We start from the raw sequence: 21,357 nt of genomic DNA, 5'->3' as shown, positions 1-21,357 counted from the left end.
TGATGCCCTCGGCATCGCCGATGAAGACGTCGGCCACCGGGCCGACGTCACTGCAAGACGACATGCACGGCATGTCACCCACTGTGTATCAAGGAGGTCATGAGCATGACACTACAAGATGAGAAGCGTCGTAGCCTGCTGAGTCGCCTCAGCCGTCAGCTGGGCTATACGGCACCGGCACTCGCCCTGGTTGCCAGCGGGGCTGCCTTCCAGGCCGTGGCCGGCGAGACGTCCACCGAGCTGAGCTATTCCAACGGCCAGGAGGCCCCCCTGATGCTTGCCGAGGCCCACGCCGAGGGCGGCGCCGAGGCCGAGGGTGAGGCTGAGGCCGAAGGCGAAGCAGAAGGTGAGGCCGAAGGCGAAGCAGAAGGCGAGGGTGAAGCAGAGGGCGAGGGCGAAGGCGAGGGTTGAGCCCTTCCTTCCCCATCAGCGGGGGACCAGGGCCGCCATCACGGTGGCGGCCTGGTTCTCCCCCCCGCCCACTCGCAGCGATCCCACTAACGTGACCCACAGTGGAACCCACAGGACACTCGTCATGACATCACGTCACTCTCGGCCATCCCCTGCCACGGCGCGTCTCGTCGAGGAGAATCTGCAGACCCTGGCCCAGCTGAGGCGCATGGTCGCGGCTCTGGCCCCTGAACGCTATCGACAGGCGTTCGGCGCGCACGGACATCACACTCTTGGCAAGCATGTGCGTCATATCATCGACCATTACGATGCCCTCCTCGATGGTCTCGACCGAGGAGAAGAGGTCATCGACTACGAGCAACGCCGTCGCGACGAGGCCCTCGAGCAATGGCCGCAGCAAGCCGCGGGCCACCTGGCCGGCCTCGAGGCGCGACTGGCGTTGCTGGACAGCGGGCCGTCAACGGATGCGCTCACCCTGGCCTATCCCATGGACGACGAGGCGCTTTGCCTGGCGTCCAGCCTGGACCGAGAGCTTGCCTTCCTGACCAGTCATAGCATTCACCATATGGCGATCATTGCCCTGCTGGCCGAACAGGCGGATATCCATCTGCCCGAGTCGTTCGGGGTGCACCCCTCCACGCTTCGCCATTGGCAGAGGGTGTCCGAGGAGCAGGCGCCGCCCTCGCGGAGGAGTGCCTGATGACGCGCGCGATTCTGGCAACATGGATACTGGCCCTGATCCTGGTTGCCCCGGTGGCTGCCGAACCCCGCTGGCCCGATCAGGGGTGGCAGGTGACGCCCACCTCGCTGGCCTATGACGAACTGCTGGAGGCCCTGCGGGAGGCGGTCGAGGCCGAGGGCATGTTCGTGGTCACCGAGGCCGGGCCCACCGAGGCCGCCGCGAACCGAGGGGTCAGCATCCCCGGCAATCGGGTGCTGGGCGTGTTTCGTAACGACTATGCCGTGCGGATCCTGCGGCTGAGCGTCCCGGCAATGATCGAGGCCCCCATGCGCTTCTATGTCACCGAAAATGACGACGGCAGTGCCACGCTCTCCTGGAAGACGCCGACTCATCTGCTCGAGCCCTATGTGGACGCCGCCGGTGAGGAACTGGAAACCGTGGCCCGCGAGCTCGACAGCCTGTTTGCCGCCATTGCGCAGCGGGTTGTCGAGGCATCGGAGTAGCCCCCGGGCTCTCCGAACCTGTTCATCCGGAGGCCGACATGTCTCGCGAATCTTCGGTTCAGCAGCCGTTCCCCTCGCGCGAGGCAACGCTGGTCGAGGCCCTGTTGATGATGATGGCGGTTGTGCCGGTGCTGCTTTCCGCCTATGCCAGCCTGGTGACCGGTGATGGACACTGGTTCCAGCGTTCCGGTGCCTTGATGGTGCTTTTCTCTGTCGGTGTGGAGTATCACCGCAAGTACCTGTTGCGCTGTCTCGAGTCGGGCACCCGTTCGTGGCTGGCCGCCTCCATCCGCCCGGCGAGGTTGGTCACGCGCTTCTGGCGTGCCGTTCCCTTCGTCTGCTACCTCTCCATCGTGGTCGGCACTCTGATCTGGAGCTACGGTGACCTGCTGTTTGCCTGAGTGGTCGCTCGCCGGGTGTGTTCAGGGACAGTCGGGCGGCTCGGAACTCGCGGAGAAGGCCAGGTGGCTGAACCAGGACGTGGCATCCACCCCGGCATTGTCGCCGTCGCTCATCAGGGCGAGGCCATCGATATGGTCCGGGCGGTTCCCGAAGAGTCGCTGATAGTCCTCGCGGATATCCCGCACTTCCGCCACCCACTCGCCTACGCGCGCGTCGCCACTCTGCAGGGCCAGCAGCCGGGCGCGTGAGGTGAAGGCATTGGGCCAGTCCGACCCTGCCGGCTGGTTCGAGGCCCACACATAGTTCACCGACTCGACCTGCCAGGGCAGCAGCCCCGTCTTGCGGGCCACATAGACCCGTGCCGGGTAATCGTCCCCCGACTTTCGTGTCTCGTCGAGACCCTCATGTATTCCCGATACCTGCCAGCACCAGTGCAGGTAGGGTGTCTCGCTCAGATCGATCTCGCGTTCCAGGTATTTTGCCGAGGCCTGTTGTCGTGCACGTGCCTGGAGTACCCGAGCGCCCTCCCGCTCAATGACCCGGTACTCGGTCTCGCCCTCGAAACTGCGTGTCGGCCAGGCGTGGATAGCGTCCGGCGAGAAGTACAGGTCATCTTCCGCGATGGCCGGTGCTGCCACGAGTGTCGTCAGCATCATCAGGCAGCAGGGGAAAAGGGGACGGTTCATCGTGTAGGTCACTCCATTCAAAAACCACGGGCGGATTGATGGTTCCTTGGAAGGCTTGGAACGTTGTCACGGTAAAGTGTTTCGTGATGTGTTGAGACTAAGTTGCCATGGTGCCGTGATAGGGCCCTGTCATCTCATCGGTACTGTCCAGGAAATGCTATGTTTGTTCAAATTAATTTCAAGAAAAGTGCTTGTTATATCTTGTGATTTGCGTAAGGAAGATGGCCACAAGTGAACTAAGTGTCAAGACCCGAGTAATGGTCTTTAATCAATCAATAGTCACGAGGTGTTGCCATGAAGATTAGAGCTATTACCCTTGCCATGATAACCCTGATAATGGGTGCAGGCCCCTTGATGGCGATGGATTCCGAATATCAGGATAAGCGTCGTCAGGCGTTGCAAGAGAAAAGGACAAGCTCGGCCATACAGGCGGAGAGCTCCATCGATCAGCGGCGAAACAGGGATGTCAGTCAACCTGAAGAAGGGCAGTATCGCCGGACAGAGGATGACTGGCAGCAGACACGAGAAGCCCTGCGCTACTGGTGGAACTGACCACATCTCCTTGAGCGGGTGACCCCGGACCTGATCCTCAGGTCCGGGTTTCTTGCCCTGCTCGCAGGTCTTGGCCATCCTGACAGGACATTCGCTGTAAGAGTGAGGAGGTACCATGTGGAAGTCACTGATCGGAGCGGCAATGACCATGTTCGTGGCTCTACCGCTGTTGGCACAGGCCGGAGAGCACGGGGTGATGCACCTGCAGTCGAACGATGATATCGATCGTGTCGAGGAGCGGCTTCGTGACGCCATCGAGGAGAAGGGACTGACCCTGATGACCGTTGTCGATCACACTGCCAATGCGGAGGGCGTGGGGCTCTCTTTACCGGCGACCCGTACCTTCATCTTCGGCAATCCGCAGGTGGGTACGCCGATGATGCAGTGCCAGGGAAGCATGGCGCTGGACCTGCCTCAGAAGATGGTGGTGCGGGAGACGGATGATGGCGTCAGGCTGGAGTGGAATTCGCCACATTATCTGGCCGAACGTCACGCCCTGGAGGAGTGCGACCTGCCCCTGGACAAGGTCGCCGGTGTGCTCGAGGGCATGGCAAGCGCTGCCGCAGGCCAGTGAGACCGGGCCGGTGAAACAGTGACGGGCCATCAGTGCCCGTCATCGTCGTGGTCGGCGTCATGCTCCGGGCCGAAACGCCTGCCGGCCTCGTGGAGCAGGGTGAATTGTCTGTCGCACTCCCGGCAGGCGCCGCACATGGATAGGTGCAACCTCAGTGACAGTCGTTCCTGGAACGTCAGAGGGCGGTCCTGCTTGAGGGACATCAGGCGGGTCGCCTCCTTGCACATCATCATGCCGTTTCCTCCTTCAGCCAGCCCTTCTCGATGCAGGCACGCAGGCGCAGCCGGGCGCGGTGCAGTATCACCCAGCAGTTGTTCTCCTTGATGTCCAACTCCTTGCAGATATCGTCGGTGGAGAGCCCCATCAGCTCGCGCAGGGAAAACACCCTGGCGGCGTTGTCCGGCAGGGCGATCATGCAGGCATCGAAGACCTGCCAGAAGTGCTCGGTCTCGAAGGCTGCCTCGGGCTCTCCCCAGCGGGAAGGGCGAGCACTCTCCTGCCAGCGGCCATTCTGCTGGAATTGTCGGTCGATGGCGTCGTCGTCATCCTCATCCTCGAGGGGCTGCCAGCGGCCATGGCGTTTCTGTACGCGCATGGCATCGAGGATCTTGTACTTGAGGATGCCGAAGACCCAGGTCTCGTAACCGGATCGTCCAGCGAAGCTTTCATTCTTTTCGATGGCGGACATCATTGCCTCCTGTACGGCATCCTCAGCCTGGCTGCGATCACGCAAGTGCATGAGGGCGAAGGAGACCAGGCGTGGCCTCACGGCTGTAAGCCTCTGAAGCCTGTCTTCTTTCTCGGTCATGTGTGATTTCCTGTTCCCTGTTCCGCTGATTGATCCGGATTTCGTCAGAGTCTAGCAGCTGGTGTCAATCAGGGTCAGGAACTCTGAGGTGGGTCGACTAGGAGTGATATTCCTTACGGGATCCCCATGAATCATGGATGACCTCTCTGAACAAAGCCGCTGCCGTTTTGGCCGAGTAAGCAACGTTGTGTGAAGGCGATTCCTGACGGATATGGGGTCCATGATGGGCAGCGGGTTTTGTGGCATTTGATCCGATCGGTCGCTGCCTGGGGTTGCTCCTGGAGGCATATGTTACCGAGAAGCTGCCGGGAGAGGGAGTGAGGGAATCAAGGATCAGGGAAGCTTATCCTCCTCTTCATGATGTCCGGTCATCGAGTACGGGTCCCCGGCGATCAGGTCAGGGTGTCTGGCCAGTCGCTCGAGATCCTCAGGCCTGTCCACATCCCAGAGGCGGGCCGGGCAGGCCAGCCGCCAGCCCAACTCATTAGCGCGATCGCGCGTCTGTGCCATCACGCGGCTCGTGCCCCAGTCGACGGCAGCGAAGAGGCGGCGGTCGGCTCGTCGGACCCCGACCAGCGCATAGCCGCCATCCTCGACCGGCAGGAAGACGGCATCGGCCTCCGTCAGGGCAGCATGGCAGCGTATGAGCAGGGCCGGGGAGAGCGCCGGACAGTCGCTGCCGATCAGAAGTCCCGGCGCGTCCATGGCCTGCAGGGCCCGGTACATGCGCTCTCCCAGGTCGCCTTCTGGCTGGGCACGCAAGCTGATGCCATGCCGGTCGGCCAGTTCCCGGAACAGCGGGTGGGCATGATCCAGTGCCGTCCACAGGGTGATGCGCTGCGGCGAGGTCGCGGCGAGGGCCGTGGCCAGCGCCTGCCGCAGCAGCCGCTCGTGTAGCCGGCAGGCCCCCTCGGCACCCAGGGCCGGTATCAGGCGCGTCTTCACCCGTCCGGGAAGCGGCGCCTTGGCGAGTATCGCCAGGGGAAAGTGACCGGGAGTATCAGCGGACATGGCGATACGCCCGGGCCAGGTCATCCGCCGATGCGCCCCGCCAGTAGCGCCAACGCAGCCGCCACATCAGCAGCAGGGTCCGCCAGGCGCCATCGCGTTCCCAGCGGCGTCCCGAGGTCGTCACCCTGGCGCGCAGGCAGGCCGGCGGCGACTGCCGCTTGAGTCGCCGCGACATCTCGATGTCCTCCATTAGCGGCTGGTCGGGAAAGCCGCCGGCGGCGTCGAAGGCCTCCCGGGTCATGAACAGCCCCTGGTCGCCGGTGGCGATGCCCGTCAGGCGGGAGCGAAGGTTCATGGCGCCGGCAATGACGGGCAGTAGCGGATGACGGCCTTCCAGTCGCACATCGAAGCGCCCCCAGCAATGTTCAGCCGAGAGGGCCGAGGCGATCAACCGCTCGGTGCCTCGTGGAAGTCGCGTATCGGCATGCAGGAACAGCAGTTGCCGGCCGCGTGCCTCTCGTGCGCCGGCGTTCATCTGGCGGGACCGGCCAGGCTCGCTGACGATCACTCGCGAGGCCAGGGGAGACGCTAGGGCTACCGTATCATCGAGGCTGCCCCCGTCCACGACCACGGTCTCCGCACCGCCGACCCGAAGCTCTCGAAGCCGGGACAGCAGGTCCTCGATGGTGGCTTCTTCGTCGAGCGTCGGGATGATGATGCTGAGCCTCGGCGTGTCCGCCATGCGATCAGTCCTCCTGGGTCCGCGTAAGGTTGCAACGAGCTCTGAGTCGTGTAACCCGCCTCAGCCTTACTGTCGCGAGATGATCGCACTGTAAGGTGCCCTCAGACAGGCCGACAGAGGAAGAGTGGCGTCGATAGTCTGCCGGTCTCGAACCCGGCCGCAGGGCGGAAGGAGGTGAGTGATGCATGGGTCGCACAGAATCCTGGCCACACTGGCCGTATTGTTGCTCTCTTCGCCAGCGGCCGGGGCGGGACTGCCCACCGTCGACCCACCCGAGGTGGCCGTGCCCCACACCCTCGAGGCCTTCCGCCAGGCGGTGCGTTCGGGGGGGCCGGCCAAGGATGGCATTCCCTCCATCGACCGACCCCGTTTCCACTCGGCCCATGCCGCGGATGACCTGCTCGAGGACGGCGACAGGATCGTGGGCCTCTACCTGGACGGTGAGGCCCGCGCCTATCCCCAGCGCATCCTGGTGTGGCACGAGATCGTCAACGACGAACTGGCCGGCACGCCCGTCAGTGTCACTTACTGCCCGCTGACGGGTACCGCACTGGGATTCCATCGCGGGGATACCGAACTGGGGGTGTCCGGTCGGCTGGTGAACAGCAACCTGGTGATGTACGACCGTGCCACCGACAGTCAATGGCCCCAGATTCTCGGCGTGGCCATCGACGGCCCCCTGGCGGGACAGGGGCTCGAGGAGTTGCGGGTCATCTGGACCACCTGGGGGGCCTGGAAGGCTCGCTATCCCGAGACGCGGGTGCTGACCCAGGAGACAGGGCATGTGCGCAACTATCGACGCGACCCCTACGGGAGCTACAACCCGACGAGCGGCTACTACCTGCCGGAGAGTGGCAGGCTATTCCCGGTGATGGCGAAAAGCGGGCGCCTGCCGCCCAAGGCCACGGTGCTCGGGTTTCGAACCGAGGAAGGCGCCGCCGCCGTGACCACCGAAGCCTTGCGCCGCCAGGGGGTGATCGACCTGGCGGTCGGCGATAATCACTATGCGGTGATCCACGACAGCGGCCTGGATACCGGCTGGGTCCTCCATAATCCCCAGCGTACCGAGATCCGCCTCGACGAGTTGCAGTTCGGCCCGGAAGGCGTCAGCGGTGGCAGCACCGAGGGGCTCTCCTCCGTCAATGCCTACGAGGCGATGTGGTTCGCCTGGGAAGCGTTCTACCCCGATACCCTGCTGTACCGGGGAGATGAGGAGCCGAGGCCATGAAACCGCTTCGCGCCCTGTGGGTGATTCTGTGTCATTGGCCGCTGGGCCTGGGGCTGGTCGCGACCGTGGGGCTTGTCTATGGCGGGCTCTACCTCTGGCTGATCGGGGATCTGGGCGGCGGCGGCACCGGTGGCCTTCACGCGGTCTTTCCCGCCTGGGAGCGCGTCTGGGAAACACGCGGCCCCTTCCATTTCGAACCGGTGGGGCTGATCGAGGCCGGTCCCCTGGTATGGACCTTCAGCCCGATCAACAGCCTGCTGGCATGGGGGCTGGGGATGTTACTGGGCACCAACCTGACCCTGGGATGGAGGCTGCGTCGGGCGTCTCGTGCCTGTGGGTGGCAGGCCTCGGGCAGCAGCTTCCTGTCGAGTCTGCCGGCCCTGTTGGCGGGAGGTGCCTGCTGTGCGCCGTTGGCGCTGATCTGGCTGGGGCTGCCGCTGGCCGGGGCCCTGGCATCGCTGACCCCCTGGCTCATTCCGCTAGCGGCGCTGCTGCTGCTGGCGAGCCTCGCGTACCTTACCAAGGTCCTGGCGTCATCCGTCTCCTGAGTCGCTGGAGGGTTCCCACCATGACCAACATGCTTGAGCGCTGCGGCTATGGTCTCGGTTGCTGGCTCTCCTGTCCCAGGCCGTGGCATCGCCCGCTGTTGCCCGTCGACGAAGGGATCCGGGAATGTCTCGAGCCTGGAGACGTCCTGCTGGTCGAGGGCTCCTCTAGGATCAGTACGGTGATCAAGTACCTGACGCAGTCCACCTGGTCCCATGCCGCCCTCTATATAGGCGAGGGCGGCTGTTCCGGGGCGGCGGCCTCGGTCCAGGGTGGCGCCTTTGTCGAGGCTGATCTCGCCGAGGGAGTGCGTCAGGTGGGATTCGAGGCGTTCGAGGGCTATCCGCTGCGCATCTGTCGGCCGGTAGGCATGGGGCGTCAGGACCTCGAACGGTTGATCGCCTTTGCCTGCGGGCGCGTGGGCCACCGCTATGATCTGCGCAACATCCTCGACCTGGCTCGTTACCTGCTGCCCTTGCCCCCGGTGCCCACCCCCTGGCGGCGACACCTGCTGGGGCTGGGCAGCGGCGACCCGACGCGGGCGATCTGTTCGACCCTGATCGCCGAGGCCTTCCAGTCGATTCGATATCCGATCCTGCCGATCCCCGTCGCGGGCCAGGCGAGGGTGTTCCGGCGCCGCCACCATACCCTCTTTACCCCGCGGGACTTCGATCTTTCCCCCTGGTTCGAGGTCGTCAAGCCCGGGCTGGTCGGGGGCTTCGATCCCCATGACCTGGAGTGGGAAGAATCGGCCTGAGCCGGACATGACGCAGGGGCCCGCAGGCTCAGTGAGACAGCTCGATCACACGTCCACCGGCATCCTCGGCGTCTTCCCGGTCGTGGGTGACCAGCAGGCTGGGCAGGCCGGCCTCATGCAGGCGGTCGAACACCAGCCGGCGCATCTCGTGGCGCAGGTGGGTATCGAGTTTCGAGAAGGGTTCGTCGAGCAGTACCGCGCAGGGGGCCGACAGCAGCAGGCGCATCAGCGCCACCCGCGCCTTCTGGCCGCCGGAGAGCGTCGCCGGGTCGCGATTGCCGAAGCCGACGAGGCCGATGTTTGCCAGGGCCTGCTCGACCCGAGCGCCCTTGTCGGCGGTGGCCCGGGGCATGCCGAAGCGCAGGTTGCCGGCCACCGAGAGGTGGGGAAAGAGCAGCGGGTCCTGGAACAGCAGGCCGACGCCGCGACGCTCGGCCGGGAGGGCGCTGATGTCGCGGCCGTCGAGCAGCACCTGCCCGCTGGCCCGGAATTCCGGGGCCAGGAAGCCGGCGAGATAGGCGAGCAGGGTCGACTTGCCCGAGCCGGAGGGCCCCATGACGGTGAGGACCTCACCGGGGCCGATCTCGGCCTCGAGCTCCACCAGGGGCTGGTCGTCGAGGCGGATGCAAATGTCTCGGAGTTCGAGGTGATGGGGGGCGTTCATGGGGCTCCCTGCAGGCCGCGGCGATTCGACCATAGCAGCTTCGGCAAGCCGATCGCGATGATGAAACCCACCAGGGGCAGACCGGCCTGGACCAGTGCCCAGACACCGATCACCCGGCGGTTGCCGCCGGCGGCCAAGGATACTGCCTCGGTGGTGACGGTGGTCACGCGACCCGCCCCGAGCAGCTGGGTGGGCAGATACTGGCCGATGCTCACTGCCAGCCCCACGGCCAGGGCGGTGAGCACCGGCGCCAGCAGCATCGGCAATCTTATCCGCCAGAAGAGCGTGTTGCGCGAGGCGCCTAGCGTCAGCGCCAGCTGCGACCAGCGTGGATCGAAGCGCCGGTAGGCCTCCGAGAGCGAGAGGAAGACGTAGGGCAGCACGAAGAGCAGGTGGCCGAAGGTGATCAGGGCGTGGGTCGGTGGGGTCCCGAGCTGCTCCATCACCACCACCAGGCCGAACAGGAAGGCGATCTGTGGGACGATCAGCGGCAGGTAGAGCAGCCACAGCGCCCGTGAAGGGTGCCGGCCGCTGCGCTGCTCGTTTTCGAGTGCCGCCAGGGCCAGGCCTGCGGCGAGCAGCGTCGAGGCCAGGGCGATCAGCGCCGTCGAGGCGACCGGTCCGGCGAGCGAGGGCAGAACCCTGGCCCAGTTTGCGGCGGTGAAGCTCCCCGGCAGCGCATCGGGGAAGCGCCAGAAGCCGGCCACGGAGTGGATCGCCAGGCCGGCGATGCCGACGAAGGCGGTCACCGTGGCCAGCAGGATCCACAGCTTGCCGGCGAGATGCAGGCTCGTCTCGCCCAGGCGTCTTCCACCGCGGGCGACCCAGATCCCCATCAGCCTGCCCGCGAGCCGCTCCAGCCCCCACCAGATCGCCAGCGCCGTGGCGGTCACCCCGAACTGCAGGATCGCCCCGGCCGAGGCCAGAAATCGCTTGTCGAGGTCGGGGTCGCTGAACCAGGTGAGAATCGAGACGGCCAGGGTGGGGGGCAGGGTGGGGCCGAGAATCATCGCCACATCCACCACCGATGAGGCATAGGCGATCACCGCGAACACCGGCAGGCGGATCAGCGGATAGAGCGACGGGGCGACCACCTTCCACCAGGCCAATGTGGGTCGGTAGCCCAGCGAGCGAGCCATGGCGACGCGACGCTCGGGGTCGAGCTGGGGCAGGGCCGCCAGGCTCATCAGCAGCAGGAAGGGAATCTCCTTGATCACCAGCCCCGCGATCAGCGACAGCCCCCAGGGGTCCTGGACGATCAGCAGGTCCGGCGGGCGCTCCCAGCCGGTCAGCCCCGGCGAGGCGAGTCGTGCGACCAGCCCCGAGGGGGCGATCAGGAAGGCCAGGCCGAAGGCCGCGGCGGCATGGGGAATGGAGAGCAGCGGCGAAACCAGTCGCCGGATCCAGCGGTCGAGCCGGCTGCCGGTCGTGGCGGCCAGGTAGAGCAGCACCACCGCCAGTGAGATGGCGGTGGCGAGCAGTCCGCTGGTCAGGCTGATGGCGGCCGAGCGCCAGAGGCCGGGCTCGGCAAACAGTGCCCGCCACGGGTCGAGAGAGAGCCGCTCCCCGCCAAGCGCCGGCAGGTAGCCGAAGGCCGGTAGCAGCGCCATGGCCAGGCCGGCCAGGATCGGCGCGACCAGCAGGATGACGATCAGCACGGGAGCCAGGCGCAGCATCATCGGGCGGACCTCGCCGCGGGTGCCGTTTGGGCGCGGTGCCTCGCCATCAGTTGCCGATGTAGCGGGCCTGCCAGGCGTCCTGCAGGGCCGTCATCCAGCTGGGGTGCGGTTCGGGCAGCGTCTGCTGCAGGGCGCCTGGCGGCAGCATCGCCGGGTTGCTCTCGTCCAGGGTGAACAGGGCCCGACTGTCGTCATCGAGACGGGTCATGTCGAGCACGCTGCGATCCCCCCAGACGGCGAGATCCTGCTTGTGGGCCTGGGCCTCGGGCGAGAGCAGGAAGTTGGCGACCACCATGGCGCCGGCCTTGTGGGGCGAGTTGTAGGGAATGGCCACGAAGTGCACGTTGCCCAGGGTACCGCCCCGGGGCACATAGCTGCGGGTGCTTTCCGGCAGCTCGAAGTCTGCCACCGCCGCCGCCGGCTCCGAGGGGGTGAAGGTGAAGGCCAGCGACAGTTCGCCGTCGCCCATCAGGCTGCGCATCTCGGGCCCGGTGGCAGGGAACTGCCGACCACTGCGCCACAGGTGGGGGTGGAGCGCGTCCAGGTAGTCCCACAGCGGGGCGGTGACGGTCGCGAAGTCGCTCTCGTCGACCGGCGCATAGAGTGCCTCGTCCTCGTCGGTGAGGGCGATCAGGGCCTGCTTGAGGAAGGTGCTGCCGGTGAAGTCGGGAATCCGCGGATAGGTGAAACGCCCGGGGTGGGCCTCGGCCCATTCCAGCAGGGCGGGGATATCCTGCGGGGGCGTCGCGATCTCCTGGCTATCCCCGCCGAGCTCGTCACTATCCCCGCGGAGCTCATTGCTATCATAGTAGAAGGTGATCTGCGCCCGCCCCCAGGGGGACTCGTATCCTTCGGTGGGCAGGGTAAAGTCGGTGACCACCTCGGGGTTGTGCTCGGGGTGGGTGAGCGCGAAATTCGGCAGCTCCTCGGCGAAGGGGCCGAACAGCAGGTCGTTGGCCTTCATGGTGGCGAAGTTCTCGCCGTTGATCCAGATCAGGTCGACATTGCCGTCGTCATGGTTGCCGGCCTGCTTCTCCGCCAGCACCCGGGAGACCGCCTCGGCGGTGTCGCCGATCTTGACGTGGGTGAGTTCGATATCGAATCGCTCCTCGACCCGCCCGGCGACCCAATCGATATAGTCGTTGGTGCGCTGCTCACCGGCCCAGGCATACCAGTAGACCGTCTGGCCACGGGCCTCGTCGAGCACCGCCTCCCAGTCGGTCGGGTCGGGTGCGGCCTGCAGGCTCGTGCTGGTGAGCAGCAGCGCCGGCAGGAGGGCGGCGAGCCGGGGGGAGAAAGCGCGCATCGCGGGGTTCCTTTTCGTAGAGAGACGTCGTTCGTGGTCGTTCATGGCGGGAGGGGTCACCCCTGAACCTGGGGTTCGAGGAGGCCTGCCAGCACGCGATTCTCGTGGCGCACATGCTCGATCACGGCCACGGAGAGGTAGTGGTCGACCCGGCCGCGAACATGGGCGATCAGGGCATTGTCGCTCAGTTCGGCGGACCAGTCCTCGCCGCGGGCATGGACGTCCCGGGTGCGAAGGTTACGGGCTCGCCACTTGGCGCACCAGGTCAGTGACCAGAGCCACATGGCCCGCCGGCTCGCCAGCAGCGTGGCGGTGTCGCCGTCGAAGCCCGTGGCGGTGATCCAGTGACGATAGAAGGCCGCCACCTCGGCGGGACGCAGCTCGGCGTGGCTCTGCAGGTCCCAGGTGGTGGAGGTATAGAGGCTGGCGTGGGCCAGGTCGAAGCCCACCAGGCCATAGCGGCATTTCTCCAGGTCCACCAGCACCGCGCGTCCCGACTCGGTGATCAGGAAGTTGCCGGGATGGGCATCGAAGCTGATCAGTCGCGGCTCGGTGCCGGGCCCGGGAGGCAGCCGCTCCGGCAGGGCGGCCAGCTCGGCCTCGATCAGCGCTCGGGCGTCCGCCTCCAGCCCGGCCCGGTCGAGGAAGCGTGCCTGGTCCCTGACCTCCTCGAGCATCGCCGTCCAGGGGTCGGCGGGTGACAGCAGCGGCGGGCGCGCCTCGACATTGGGCACGTTCAGCACATGGAAGCTGGCCAGCGCCTCGGCGATGCCGGCAAGGTCATCCGGGAGACGCGCCGGGCGACCCCGGATGGTACTCACCAGCAGAGCGCCACGCGGCAGCGCCGGGTCGGGTGGGAGGATGCCGTGCAGGGCGGGGGCATGGCCGCCCTGGCTGGCGCGGCGAAAGCAGGCCGCCTGGTAGTCGAGGTTGGATTCGGGATCTAGCCGCATCTGGCTCTGCTTGGGCAACCGTGCCACCCAGTCGATCTGTTCCCGCTCGAGCCACACATGGTGATGGGCCAGGCCCGTATCGGCCATCGTGTACATGGCCCGGATGCCCGCGTCATGGCCGGCGCGGCGCAGGGCCTCTGCCAGGGCATGGCAGAGATCCGGTCGGGCCTGTGGCGATGTGCTGCGGTAGGCGGTATCCGGCATGACGCTCCTCGGTATCTGGACGGTTGATGATCGATGGTCGCACGAGGGGGGCTTTCCTTACATCGCCGTTGACGGGGCGTTGCGGTTGGCGATGCCGAGCCGGCGCTGGCACACGGACGATTCTCTCGCGGCTGTAAGCTCGCGCTGTGCCGGTCGACACAACGGGAGCGCTGACAAGCGAATGCGCTGGCAGCGTCCCCACGATGTTTCGAACATGCACAACTGAGGGTGAAAATCATGTCACAGCACGATGATAAACGCCGCAAGCTCCTGGGCCGCCTCAATCGGCAACTGGCCTATACGGCCCCGCTGCTCGCCCTGGTAGCGGGGGGTGCCGTCCTGCAGGCCTCGGCAGCCGGCGACGCGCTCGTTGCCGACGTTAGCTCGCCCCCCGGTTCGGCCCTGATGCTTGCCAGCAACCACGCGGAGGGTGCTGCTGAGGCGCAGGCCGAAGCCCAGGGCGAAGCAGAAGCAGGAGCAGAAGCAGAAGCCCAGGGCGAGGCAGAAGGAGAGGCAGAGGGCGAAGCGGAAGGGGAAGGCCAGGCCGAGGCAGAAGGTGAAGCCGAGGGCGGCGCCAGCGCTAAGGTGGCAAGGCCCGAGGGGTATTCGCCGGCCTACAGCGAGACCGGCGACAACCCTCCGGAGATGCTGGCCCGCGGCGAGGCGCTCTATTACGACACCTCCTTGAGCAGCAACGGCCTTGCCTGTGCGAGCTGTCACGGCAGCGACGGTCAGGACATGCGCTACAACGAGACCTTCCAGCAGCCCTTCCCCCACCAGGTGGCGATGGGTACCAACCAGTTCGGGATGTCGGAAGTGCACGCCGACGAGATGGTACAGATCTGCATGGTGGCGCCAATGGCGGCCGAACCGCTCGAGTGGGGCGGCGAGGCGCTGACCTCGTTGGCGGCCTACATGGTGGAGGTGCAGAAGCGCGTTGCGGGAGAGCCGCACGATCTCTGAGCCTGGCACCCTGCGCTGAACGAGGCCCACCTCCTGCCGGTGTCCCCGTGCCCGCCAGTCGGCGGTTCCGGGGGCATCGCCGCCTGCGACGACAGCAGGTCACACGTCCCTCGACGGCTACTGGCTATTGCTGCCGCCGGGGTCACTGCCTACGATGATATCGGTAATGACTGAACCACTCTGCCCTGGCGACGTTCTCAGGGACAGGCACTGCAGGGCGGGCATGAGATGACGAATCCAGATCGCAGGGGCATGACCGGGCGCATCCTGCTGCTGGCCAGCCTGCTATGCCTGGTGCTGGGTGCCCTGCTGGCCTGGCAGGTCCAGGCGCAGCAGGGCGAGCGCATCGCCCTGGTGATGACGATCGACGATGCCATCGGGCCGGCCATCAGTGACTACTTCCAGCGGGGCCTGGAACTCGGCGAGGAGCGCGATGCCGAGCTGGTCGTGGTGGAGATGGACACCCCCGGCGGGCTCGATGCCTCCATGCGTTCGATGATCCGCGCCATGCTCACCTCCAGCGTGCCGGTGGCCATCTATGTCTCGCCGGCAGGGGCCCGGGCGGCCAGCGCCGGGACCTACCTGCTCTATGCCAGTCATGTGGCGGCCATGGCGCCGGCCACCCACCTCGGCTCGGCGACCCCGGTGCAGATCGGCGGCGGTGGCCTGCCGGGACTCGGCGATGACGACGACGGGGGCGAGGACGGCGCCCGGGCTCAGGAGGCCGACGATACCGATGCGCCGGCGACCGGCAACGAGAGCGATGCCAATGCCGAAACGGCCGCCGGCAAAGGCGAGGCCAGCGAGGAGGGCGGTGACGACCGGCGCCGCGGGGAGACGGCCATGGAGCGCAAGGTACTCGAGGACGCGGTGGCCTATATCCGCTCGCTCGCCGAGCGCCACGGTCGCAACGCCGACTGGGCGGAGCAGGCCGTGCGCGAGGCGGTCAACCTCACCGCCCGGGAGGCCCTGGAGCAGAACGTCACCGATGTGGTGGCCACTGACCTGGAAGATTTACTGACCCAGATCGACGGGCGCACGGTGGTGATGGAGGACGGCGAGCGTACCCTGGCCACGGCCGATCTCGCCATCGAGCGTTTCGATCCGGACTGGCGTACCAAGCTGCTGGCCGTGATCACCAACCCCAACGTCGCCTACTTCCTGATGATCATCGGTTTCTACGGGCTGATCTTCGAGCTGTCCAATCCGGGCAGCCTGGTGCCGGGGACCATCGGCATCATCTCGCTGCTGCTGGCGCTGTTCGCCTTCCAGGTGCTGCCGGTGAACTACGCTGGCCTGGCGCTGATCCTGGTGGGGCTTGGGCTGATCGTGGGCGAGGCACTGATGCCCAGTTTCGGCATTCTCGGGATAGGCGGTATCGTCGCCTTCGTGATCGGATCGGTGATGCTGATGGACGCGGACAACCTGAACATCTCGCTGCCGATGATCGGCGGCATCGCTCTGCTGGCGGCGGGCCTGATGCTGTGGGTGATGACCCGCTTCATCGGGCTGCGGCGTCGCACGCCGCGCACCGGCCAGGAGGAACTCGTCGGCAGCGAGGCCAGGGTGCTCGAGGATTTCGCGGGACAGGGCCATGTGCGGCTGATGGGGGAGCGCTGGAATGCCCGCAGCACCCGTCCGCTGACCCGGGGACAGGCGGTCCGGGTGACGGCGGTCGATGGCCTGACCCTGGAGGTGGAGCCGCTCGACGCCTCGTCCTGAGGCCCCGGCACGTTTCCCGGCGCCGGTGCCTGCCGTCGCCGGACACATCGAAGGAGAGCAAGCCATGTTGATTTCCTATCTCGTTCCGGTCGTCCTGCTGCTCATGCTGCTGGCGGCGTCGATCCGCATCCTGCCCGAATACAAGCGCGGGGTGGTGTTCTTCCTCGGCCGCTTCCAGGCGGTGAAGGGGCCGGGCCTGCTGATCATCATTCCCGGCATCCAGAAGATGGAGGTGGTCGACCTGCGGGTGATCACCATGGACGTGCCGGAACAGGACGTCATCTCCCAGGACAACGTCACCGTCAAGGTCAATGCGGTGCTCTACTTCCGGGTGGTGGACCCGGAGAAGGCGATCATCCAGGTGGAGAACTTCGTCAATGCCACCAGCCAGCTGGCCCAGACCACGCTGCGCTCGGTGCTCGGCAAGCATGATCTCGACGAGATGCTCTCCGAGCGTGACAAGCTCAACGACGACATCCAAGAGATCATCGACAGCTCCGCCGAGAGCTGGGGCATCAAGGTGGCCAACGTGGAGATCAAGCACGTCGACCTCGACGAGAGCATGATTCGCGCCATCGCCCGCCAGGCCGAGGCCGAGCGCGAGCGGCGCGCCAAGGTGATCCACGCCGAGGGCGAGCTGCAGGCCTCCAGGAAGCTGGTCGAGGCGGCCAACGTGATGGCCGAGAACTCCGCCGCACTGCAGCTGCGCTACCTGCAGACCATGAGCGACATGAGCAACAAGAACGCCTCCACCATCTTCTTCCCGTTGCCCATGGACATCATGGAGGCCTTCAAGCACATGAAGGCCTCGCCCGCCGCCAGGGCCCGCACCGGCGGGGCCGCACCGGAGGATGGCGACGCTTCCTGATCCCGCCCTGCCACGGCCAGCCGGTCGTGGCATCCCTTGCCATTCCCGCCCAGGAATGCACTGCAGCATATGTTCTGCTAGAATCCGTCGCTCTTGTCGCACGTGCCCGTTGGACTTTCGTCTGATAGCGCATCCTTGATGCACCGCAAGGGAACCAGCAGAACATGATGACTCCCCTGGCAGGGCTGGCCACGCCGCCCTAGCGCACCCCCCCCTATTCCCCGGCGATGCCACCGTCATCGGCGCGTCATCGCTCGACATCATCGTGATGTCCCGGCGCCCCGTGCGCCACCTTGCTTGTGATTTCCGCCCTTACCCGGACTTGCCATCGGCGACAGCACCCAACCGGGGTGTCGGGAAGGGCATGTGCACGACAGGATCACGACGCCTCACGGCCCATCCATCACCCCCTGACTGGACCCCAGCATGTACGAAAAAATGAAACTGAGTTGGTTCTCCAACCTCAAGGGCGACTCCCTCGCGGGCATCGTCGTCGCCCTGGCGTTGATTCCCGAGGCCATCGCCTTCTCCATCATCGCCGGGGTCGACCCCAAGGTGGGCCTCTACGCCTCCTTCGCCATCTGCGTGATCATCGCCTTCACCGGCGGCCGTTCCGGGATGATCTCCGGTGCCACCGGCGCCATGGCGCTGCTGATGGTCCTGCTGGTCAAGGAGCACGGCCTGGAGTACCTGCTGGCGGCCACCCTGCTCACCGGGGTGCTGCAGATCCTGGCGGGGTACCTGCGGCTCGCCGAGCTGATGCGCTTCGTCTCGCGCTCGGTGGTGACCGGCTTCGTCAATGCCCTGGCGATCCTGATCTTCATGGCTCAGCTGCCGGAATTGACGGGGGTCACCTGGCATGTCTACGCCATGACCCTGGCCGGCCTGGCGATCATCTATGGCTTCCCCCTGGTGCCGGTGATCGGCAAGTCGATCCCCTCGCCCCTGATCTGCATCGTGGTGCTCACCGCCGTCTACATGTTTACCGGGATGGAGATTCGCAGCGTCGGCGACATGGGCGAGCTGCCCGATAGCCTGCCGGTCTTCCTGTGGCCCGAGGTGCCGCTCAACCTCGAGACGTTGATGATCATCTTCCCCACCGCGCTGATGCTGACCGTGGTGGGCCTGCTGGAGTCGATGATGACCGCCACCATCATCGATGACCTGACCGATACCAGGAGCGACAAGAACCGCGAGTGCAAGGGGCAGGGCCTCGCCAACATCGGCGCCGGCCTGATCGGCGGCATGGCGGGCTGCGCGATGATTGGCCAGTCGGTGATCAACATCAAGTCAGGTGGTCGCCGTCGCATGTCCTCGCTGATCGCCGGCGTGGTGCTGCTGCTGATGGTGGTGTTCCTGGCCGACTGGGTCTCGCAGATTCCCATGGCAGCGCTCGTCGCGGTGATGATCATGGTAGCCATCGGTACCTTCAGCTGGAGCTCGATTAAGGATCTCAAGAAGCACCCCATGAGCACCAACATGGTGATGGTGGCCACCGTGGTGGTGGTGGTGGCGACCCACAACCTGGCCATCGGCGTCTTCGTCGGCGTGCTGCTGGCCGCCATGAACTTCGCCAACAAGGTGGGCAACATCCTCTACATCGGCAGCGAGGAGGCCGATGAGGGCAGCCGACGCATCTACAAGGTAGTGGGTCAGGTGTTCTTCGCCTCCTCGGAGCGCTTCGGCGAGGCCTTCGACTTCAAGGAGACGGTGGAGAAGGTGACCATCGACCTCTCGCGTGCCCACTTCTGGGACATCACCGCCGTCCAGGCGCTGGACCGCATCGTGATCAAGTTCCGCCGCGAGGGCACCGAGGTGGAGATGATCGGCCTCAACGAGGCGAGTGCCACTATCGTCGACCGCTATGCGGTGCATGACGACCCCGAAGCCGTCGAGAAACTGATGGGAGGTCACTGAGATGACAGAACAGGTAATGGCCGCCATCGACGGCTCCAGGTTCTCCGAAGGCGTGTGCGACGCCGCCGCCTGGGCCAGCCTGGCCCTGGGGGCCCCGCTGACCTTCCTGCACGTGAACGACAACCATGTGCCGCCGGAGGAGCGCAACCTTTCCGGCAACCTCAGGGCGGGCGCCCGGGAGCGCCTGCTCGAGGAGCTCTCCCAACTCGACGAGCAGCGCGCCAAGGTGGCCCAGGAGCAGGGCCGCCTGATGCTCCAGGCCGCCAGGGAACGCGCCATCGAGGATGGCGTGAATGATCCCGCCATCCGGCAGCGCAACGGCACCCTGGTGGAGACCCTCGAGGAACTGCAGGACGAGACTCGCCTGCTGGTGATCGGCAAGCGCGGCGAGATGGCCCACCAGGACGGTGACCACCTGGGTTCCAACCTGGAGCGGGTGGTACGCACCCTGCACCGGCCGATCCTGATGGTGCCAGAATCCTTCGAGGCTCCAAAGAAGGTGATGCTGGCCTTCGATGGCAGCAAGACCACCCGCAAGGGCGTGGAGATGCTGGCCAAGAGCCCGCTGTTCGACGGCATCTCGGTGCATGTGGTGATCGTCGGCGCCGAGACCGGCGACAATCGCTCCCAGCTCGACTGGGCGCTCAAGACCCTGCGCGACGCCGGCCACGAGGCCGAGGGTGCCATCCGTGCCGGCGAGGTGGAGGCGACGCTGCACGGCTACCAGGACGAGCAGGGCATCGACCTGCTGGTGATGGGGGCCTACGGCCACTCGCGCATCCGCCACCTGCTGGTGGGCAGCACCACTACCGAGATGCTGCGCAAGTCGCGCATTCCGGTGCTGCTGCTGCGCTGATGTTTCCGAAACCGGCCCACCGCCCTTGGTGAGTGCCGGTTTTTTTCTTTCCAACAACCTTGTGTCGATTGACGAGGAGCCTGCAACTTGATGATCACCCCGCCCTGAGACCGCCTCCTTCACGTCATACACACAGAGGACCCTGATGACAGCGACTCTCCTTCCAGGAGGGCATGACAAGGAATCTACCATTGGACAGTAGTGCCACCTTCAACCATTCTGCCTTCTTCGATGAAAACTCGTCCTCTCACCGCTTCATCGCTGAGCTGCTGGAAAAAGCGGACATCCGCATCAACGGTGACCGCCCCTGGGACATCAAGTTCAATGCCCATGGCGTCATCGATGAGGCCCTGGCCCGCGGCAACCTGGGCCTGGGCGAGAGCTACATGAACGGCGACTGGGATGCCGAGCGGCTCGACGAGTTCTTCTTTCACCTGCTGCGGGCCCGCCTCCCTGACGAGATCAATCACCGCAAGCTGATCTTTCATCACCTGCGCACCCGACTGCTCAACCTGCAGACCGCCAAGCGGGCCTTCGAGGTGGGCGAGGCCCACTATGATCTGGGCAACGACTTCTACGCCGCCATGCTCGACCCGCGCATGACCTACACCTGTGGCTACTGGAAGGAGGCCGATACCCTGGCCGAGGCCCAGGAGGCCAAGCTCGACCTGATCTGTCGCAAGCTCGAGCTCGAGCCCGGCATGCGCGTGCTCGATATCGGCTGCGGCTGGGGCAGCTTCATGGCCTATGCCGCCGAGCACTACGGCGTGGAGTGCGTGGGCCTGACCATCTCCCGCGAGCAGACAGAGTATGGCAAGCAGCTGATGAAGCAGGGCCTGCCGGTGGAGTTTCGCCTCAAGGACTATCGCGACGAGACCGAGCAGTTCGACCGCATCGTCAGCATCGGCATGTTCGAGCATGTCGGTCGCAAGAACTACCGCACCTACATGGAGGTCGCGAATCGCTGCCTCAAGGACGACGGCCTCTTCCTGCTGCACACCATCGGCAAGAACGTGCGCGATACCTCGCCGGACCCCTGGATCGACAAGTACATCTTCCCCAACGGCGAGCTGCCGGCCCTGGGGCACGTTACCGATGCCGCCGAGGAGCTTTTCGTGGTCGAGGACCTGCACAACTTCGGCGCCGACTACGACAAGACCCTGATGGCCTGGCACGCCAACTTCGAGGCGGCCTGGCCGCAGTTTGCCGAGGCCTACGGTGAGCGCTTCTATCGCATGTGGCGCTATTACCTGCTGAGCTGTGCCGGCGCCTTTCGCGCCCGCGACATCCAGCTGTGGCAGTTCGTACTCAGCAAGAAGGGCGTGCTCGGCGGCTATCATCGCGTCAGCTGACAATCGATTCACCACCACTCACTCACCTGGA

General features: G+C 65.7%; 24 protein-coding genes. 15 read left to right on the top strand and 9 right to left on the bottom strand.

Annotated elements, in window-relative coordinates:
• Nucleotides 1-105 precede the first annotated feature (105 nt).
• The 4 genes from M8009_RS08085 to M8009_RS08070 all read left to right on the top strand — a co-directional run bounded on the left by M8009_RS08085 (nt 106) and on the right by M8009_RS08070 (nt 1,997).
• Nucleotides 106-411, top strand: coding sequence for a hypothetical protein (locus M8009_RS08085; protein WP_250060314.1), 306 nt, complete (start codon nt 106-108; stop codon nt 409-411).
• 124 nt (nt 412-535) lie between these two features.
• A complete protein-coding gene (locus M8009_RS08080; protein ID WP_250060313.1) occupies nt 536-1,111 on the top strand; it encodes a DinB family protein in 576 nt (191 codons plus the stop codon).
• A complete protein-coding gene (locus tag M8009_RS08075; RefSeq protein WP_250060312.1) occupies nt 1,111-1,596 on the top strand; it encodes a DUF302 domain-containing protein in 486 nt (161 codons plus the stop codon). Before M8009_RS08080 ends, M8009_RS08075 begins: the two co-directional genes overlap by 1 nt.
• Before the next feature lie 38 nt (nt 1,597-1,634).
• Nucleotides 1,635-1,997, top strand: a complete 363-nt coding sequence (locus M8009_RS08070; protein WP_250060311.1) for a hypothetical protein — start codon at nt 1,635-1,637, stop codon at nt 1,995-1,997.
• A gap of 21 nt (nt 1,998-2,018) precedes the next feature.
• Here the strand turns inward: M8009_RS08070 and M8009_RS08065 are convergent, their stop codons facing one another.
• Nucleotides 2,019-2,684, bottom strand: a complete 666-nt coding sequence (locus M8009_RS08065; protein WP_250060310.1) for a DUF3047 domain-containing protein — start codon at nt 2,682-2,684, stop codon at nt 2,019-2,021.
• Nucleotides 2,685-2,978: 294 nt separating this feature from the next.
• On the opposite strand from M8009_RS08065, the gene M8009_RS08060 reads away from it, so the two are divergent.
• Nucleotides 2,979-3,236 carry a hypothetical protein gene (locus M8009_RS08060; protein WP_250060309.1) on the top strand — a complete coding sequence of 86 codons (258 nt, stop codon included), beginning with the start codon at nt 2,979-2,981 and terminating at the stop codon, nt 3,234-3,236.
• 115 nt (nt 3,237-3,351) lie between these two features.
• Nucleotides 3,352-3,810: a DUF302 domain-containing protein gene (locus tag M8009_RS08055; protein ID WP_250060308.1), complete on the top strand. Its 459-nt coding sequence runs from the start codon at nt 3,352-3,354 to the stop codon at nt 3,808-3,810.
• Nucleotides 3,811-3,839: 29 nt separating this feature from the next.
• Here M8009_RS08055 and M8009_RS08050 read toward each other — a convergent pair whose 3' ends face one another.
• From M8009_RS08050 to M8009_RS08035, 4 genes are all read right to left on the bottom strand, one after another.
• Nucleotides 3,840-4,043 (bottom strand): zf-HC2 domain-containing protein, encoded by a 204-nt coding sequence (locus tag M8009_RS08050; protein WP_250060307.1) that lies wholly within the window; start codon nt 4,041-4,043, stop codon nt 3,840-3,842.
• On the bottom strand, nt 4,040-4,618 hold the full coding sequence (locus M8009_RS08045; RefSeq protein WP_284047757.1) for a sigma-70 family RNA polymerase sigma factor: 579 nt from the start codon (nt 4,616-4,618) through the stop codon (nt 4,040-4,042). Before M8009_RS08045 ends, M8009_RS08050 begins: the two co-directional genes overlap by 4 nt.
• A 333-nt stretch (nt 4,619-4,951) precedes the next feature.
• Nucleotides 4,952-5,629: a TIGR04282 family arsenosugar biosynthesis glycosyltransferase gene (locus M8009_RS08040; RefSeq protein WP_250060306.1), complete on the bottom strand. Its 678-nt coding sequence runs from the start codon at nt 5,627-5,629 to the stop codon at nt 4,952-4,954.
• Nucleotides 5,619-6,311, bottom strand: a complete 693-nt coding sequence (locus M8009_RS08035) for a TIGR04283 family arsenosugar biosynthesis glycosyltransferase (protein ID WP_250060305.1) — start codon at nt 6,309-6,311, stop codon at nt 5,619-5,621. The genes M8009_RS08040 and M8009_RS08035 overlap by 11 nt, the downstream gene beginning before the upstream one ends.
• Before the next feature lie 181 nt (nt 6,312-6,492).
• Here M8009_RS08035 and M8009_RS08030 point away from each other — a divergent pair, with 181 nt between their 5' ends.
• The 3 genes from M8009_RS08030 to M8009_RS08020 are packed head-to-tail and all read left to right on the top strand — an operon-like array spanning nt 6,493 to nt 8,842.
• The gene (locus tag M8009_RS08030; RefSeq protein WP_250060304.1) at nt 6,493-7,539 is read left to right on the top strand and encodes a DUF3179 domain-containing protein; all 1,047 of its coding nucleotides are present in this window, start codon (nt 6,493-6,495) and stop codon (nt 7,537-7,539) included.
• Nucleotides 7,536-8,087: a hypothetical protein gene (locus tag M8009_RS08025; RefSeq protein WP_250060303.1), complete on the top strand. Its 552-nt coding sequence runs from the start codon at nt 7,536-7,538 to the stop codon at nt 8,085-8,087. Before M8009_RS08030 ends, M8009_RS08025 begins: the two co-directional genes overlap by 4 nt.
• A gap of 20 nt (nt 8,088-8,107) precedes the next feature.
• On the top strand, nt 8,108-8,842 hold the full coding sequence (locus M8009_RS08020) for a C40 family peptidase (RefSeq protein WP_250060302.1): 735 nt from the start codon (nt 8,108-8,110) through the stop codon (nt 8,840-8,842).
• A gap of 28 nt (nt 8,843-8,870) precedes the next feature.
• Here the strand turns inward: M8009_RS08020 and M8009_RS08015 are convergent, their stop codons facing one another.
• Genes M8009_RS08015 through M8009_RS08000 form a run of 4 tightly spaced genes read right to left on the bottom strand, consistent with a single transcriptional unit; the run spans nt 8,871 to nt 13,648 of the window.
• Entirely contained in the window at nt 8,871-9,506 is a 636-nt protein-coding gene (locus M8009_RS08015) for an ATP-binding cassette domain-containing protein (RefSeq protein ID WP_250060301.1), read from the bottom strand.
• On the bottom strand, nt 9,503-11,182 hold the full coding sequence (locus M8009_RS08010; RefSeq protein ID WP_250060561.1) for an ABC transporter permease: 1,680 nt from the start codon (nt 11,180-11,182) through the stop codon (nt 9,503-9,505). Before M8009_RS08010 ends, M8009_RS08015 begins: the two co-directional genes overlap by 4 nt.
• A 49-nt stretch (nt 11,183-11,231) precedes the next feature.
• Nucleotides 11,232-12,491 carry an ABC transporter substrate-binding protein gene (locus M8009_RS08005; RefSeq protein WP_250060300.1) on the bottom strand — a complete coding sequence of 420 codons (1,260 nt, stop codon included), beginning with the start codon at nt 12,489-12,491 and terminating at the stop codon, nt 11,232-11,234.
• A gap of 56 nt (nt 12,492-12,547) precedes the next feature.
• Nucleotides 12,548-13,648 carry a phosphotransferase gene (locus M8009_RS08000; protein WP_250060299.1) on the bottom strand — a complete coding sequence of 367 codons (1,101 nt, stop codon included), beginning with the start codon at nt 13,646-13,648 and terminating at the stop codon, nt 12,548-12,550.
• A 237-nt stretch (nt 13,649-13,885) separates the two neighbouring features.
• On the opposite strand from M8009_RS08000, the gene M8009_RS07995 reads away from it, so the two are divergent.
• The 6 genes from M8009_RS07995 (at nt 13,886) to cfa (ending at nt 21,326) form a co-directional block, all read left to right on the top strand.
• Complete coding sequence (locus tag M8009_RS07995) at nt 13,886-14,611, top strand: cytochrome-c peroxidase (RefSeq protein ID WP_250060298.1); 726 nt, start codon at nt 13,886-13,888, stop codon at nt 14,609-14,611.
• Nucleotides 14,612-14,839: 228 nt separating this feature from the next.
• Nucleotides 14,840-16,333 (top strand): NfeD family protein, encoded by a 1,494-nt coding sequence (locus M8009_RS07990; protein ID WP_250060297.1) that lies wholly within the window; start codon nt 14,840-14,842, stop codon nt 16,331-16,333.
• Nucleotides 16,334-16,397: 64 nt separating this feature from the next.
• Entirely contained in the window at nt 16,398-17,201 is an 804-nt protein-coding gene (locus M8009_RS07985; RefSeq protein WP_250060296.1) for a slipin family protein, read from the top strand.
• Nucleotides 17,202-17,627: 426 nt separating this feature from the next.
• The gene (locus tag M8009_RS07980) at nt 17,628-19,118 is read left to right on the top strand and encodes a SulP family inorganic anion transporter (RefSeq protein WP_250060295.1); all 1,491 of its coding nucleotides are present in this window, start codon (nt 17,628-17,630) and stop codon (nt 19,116-19,118) included.
• Nucleotide 19,119: 1 nt separating this feature from the next.
• Nucleotides 19,120-19,974 carry a universal stress protein gene (locus M8009_RS07975; protein WP_250060294.1) on the top strand — a complete coding sequence of 285 codons (855 nt, stop codon included), beginning with the start codon at nt 19,120-19,122 and terminating at the stop codon, nt 19,972-19,974.
• 173 nt (nt 19,975-20,147) lie between these two features.
• Nucleotides 20,148-21,326, top strand: coding sequence for a cyclopropane fatty acyl phospholipid synthase (gene cfa / locus M8009_RS07970; RefSeq protein WP_430886899.1), 1,179 nt, complete (start codon nt 20,148-20,150; stop codon nt 21,324-21,326).
• The last annotated feature ends 31 nt before the right edge of the window (nt 21,327-21,357 follow it).

Source organism: Halomonas gemina (assembly GCF_023554995.1).
GTDB lineage: Bacteria > Pseudomonadota > Gammaproteobacteria > Pseudomonadales > Halomonadaceae > Halomonas > Halomonas gemina.
The sequence above is the reverse complement of the archived record's forward strand: the minus strand, read 5'-3'. Positions and strand labels throughout refer to the sequence as shown.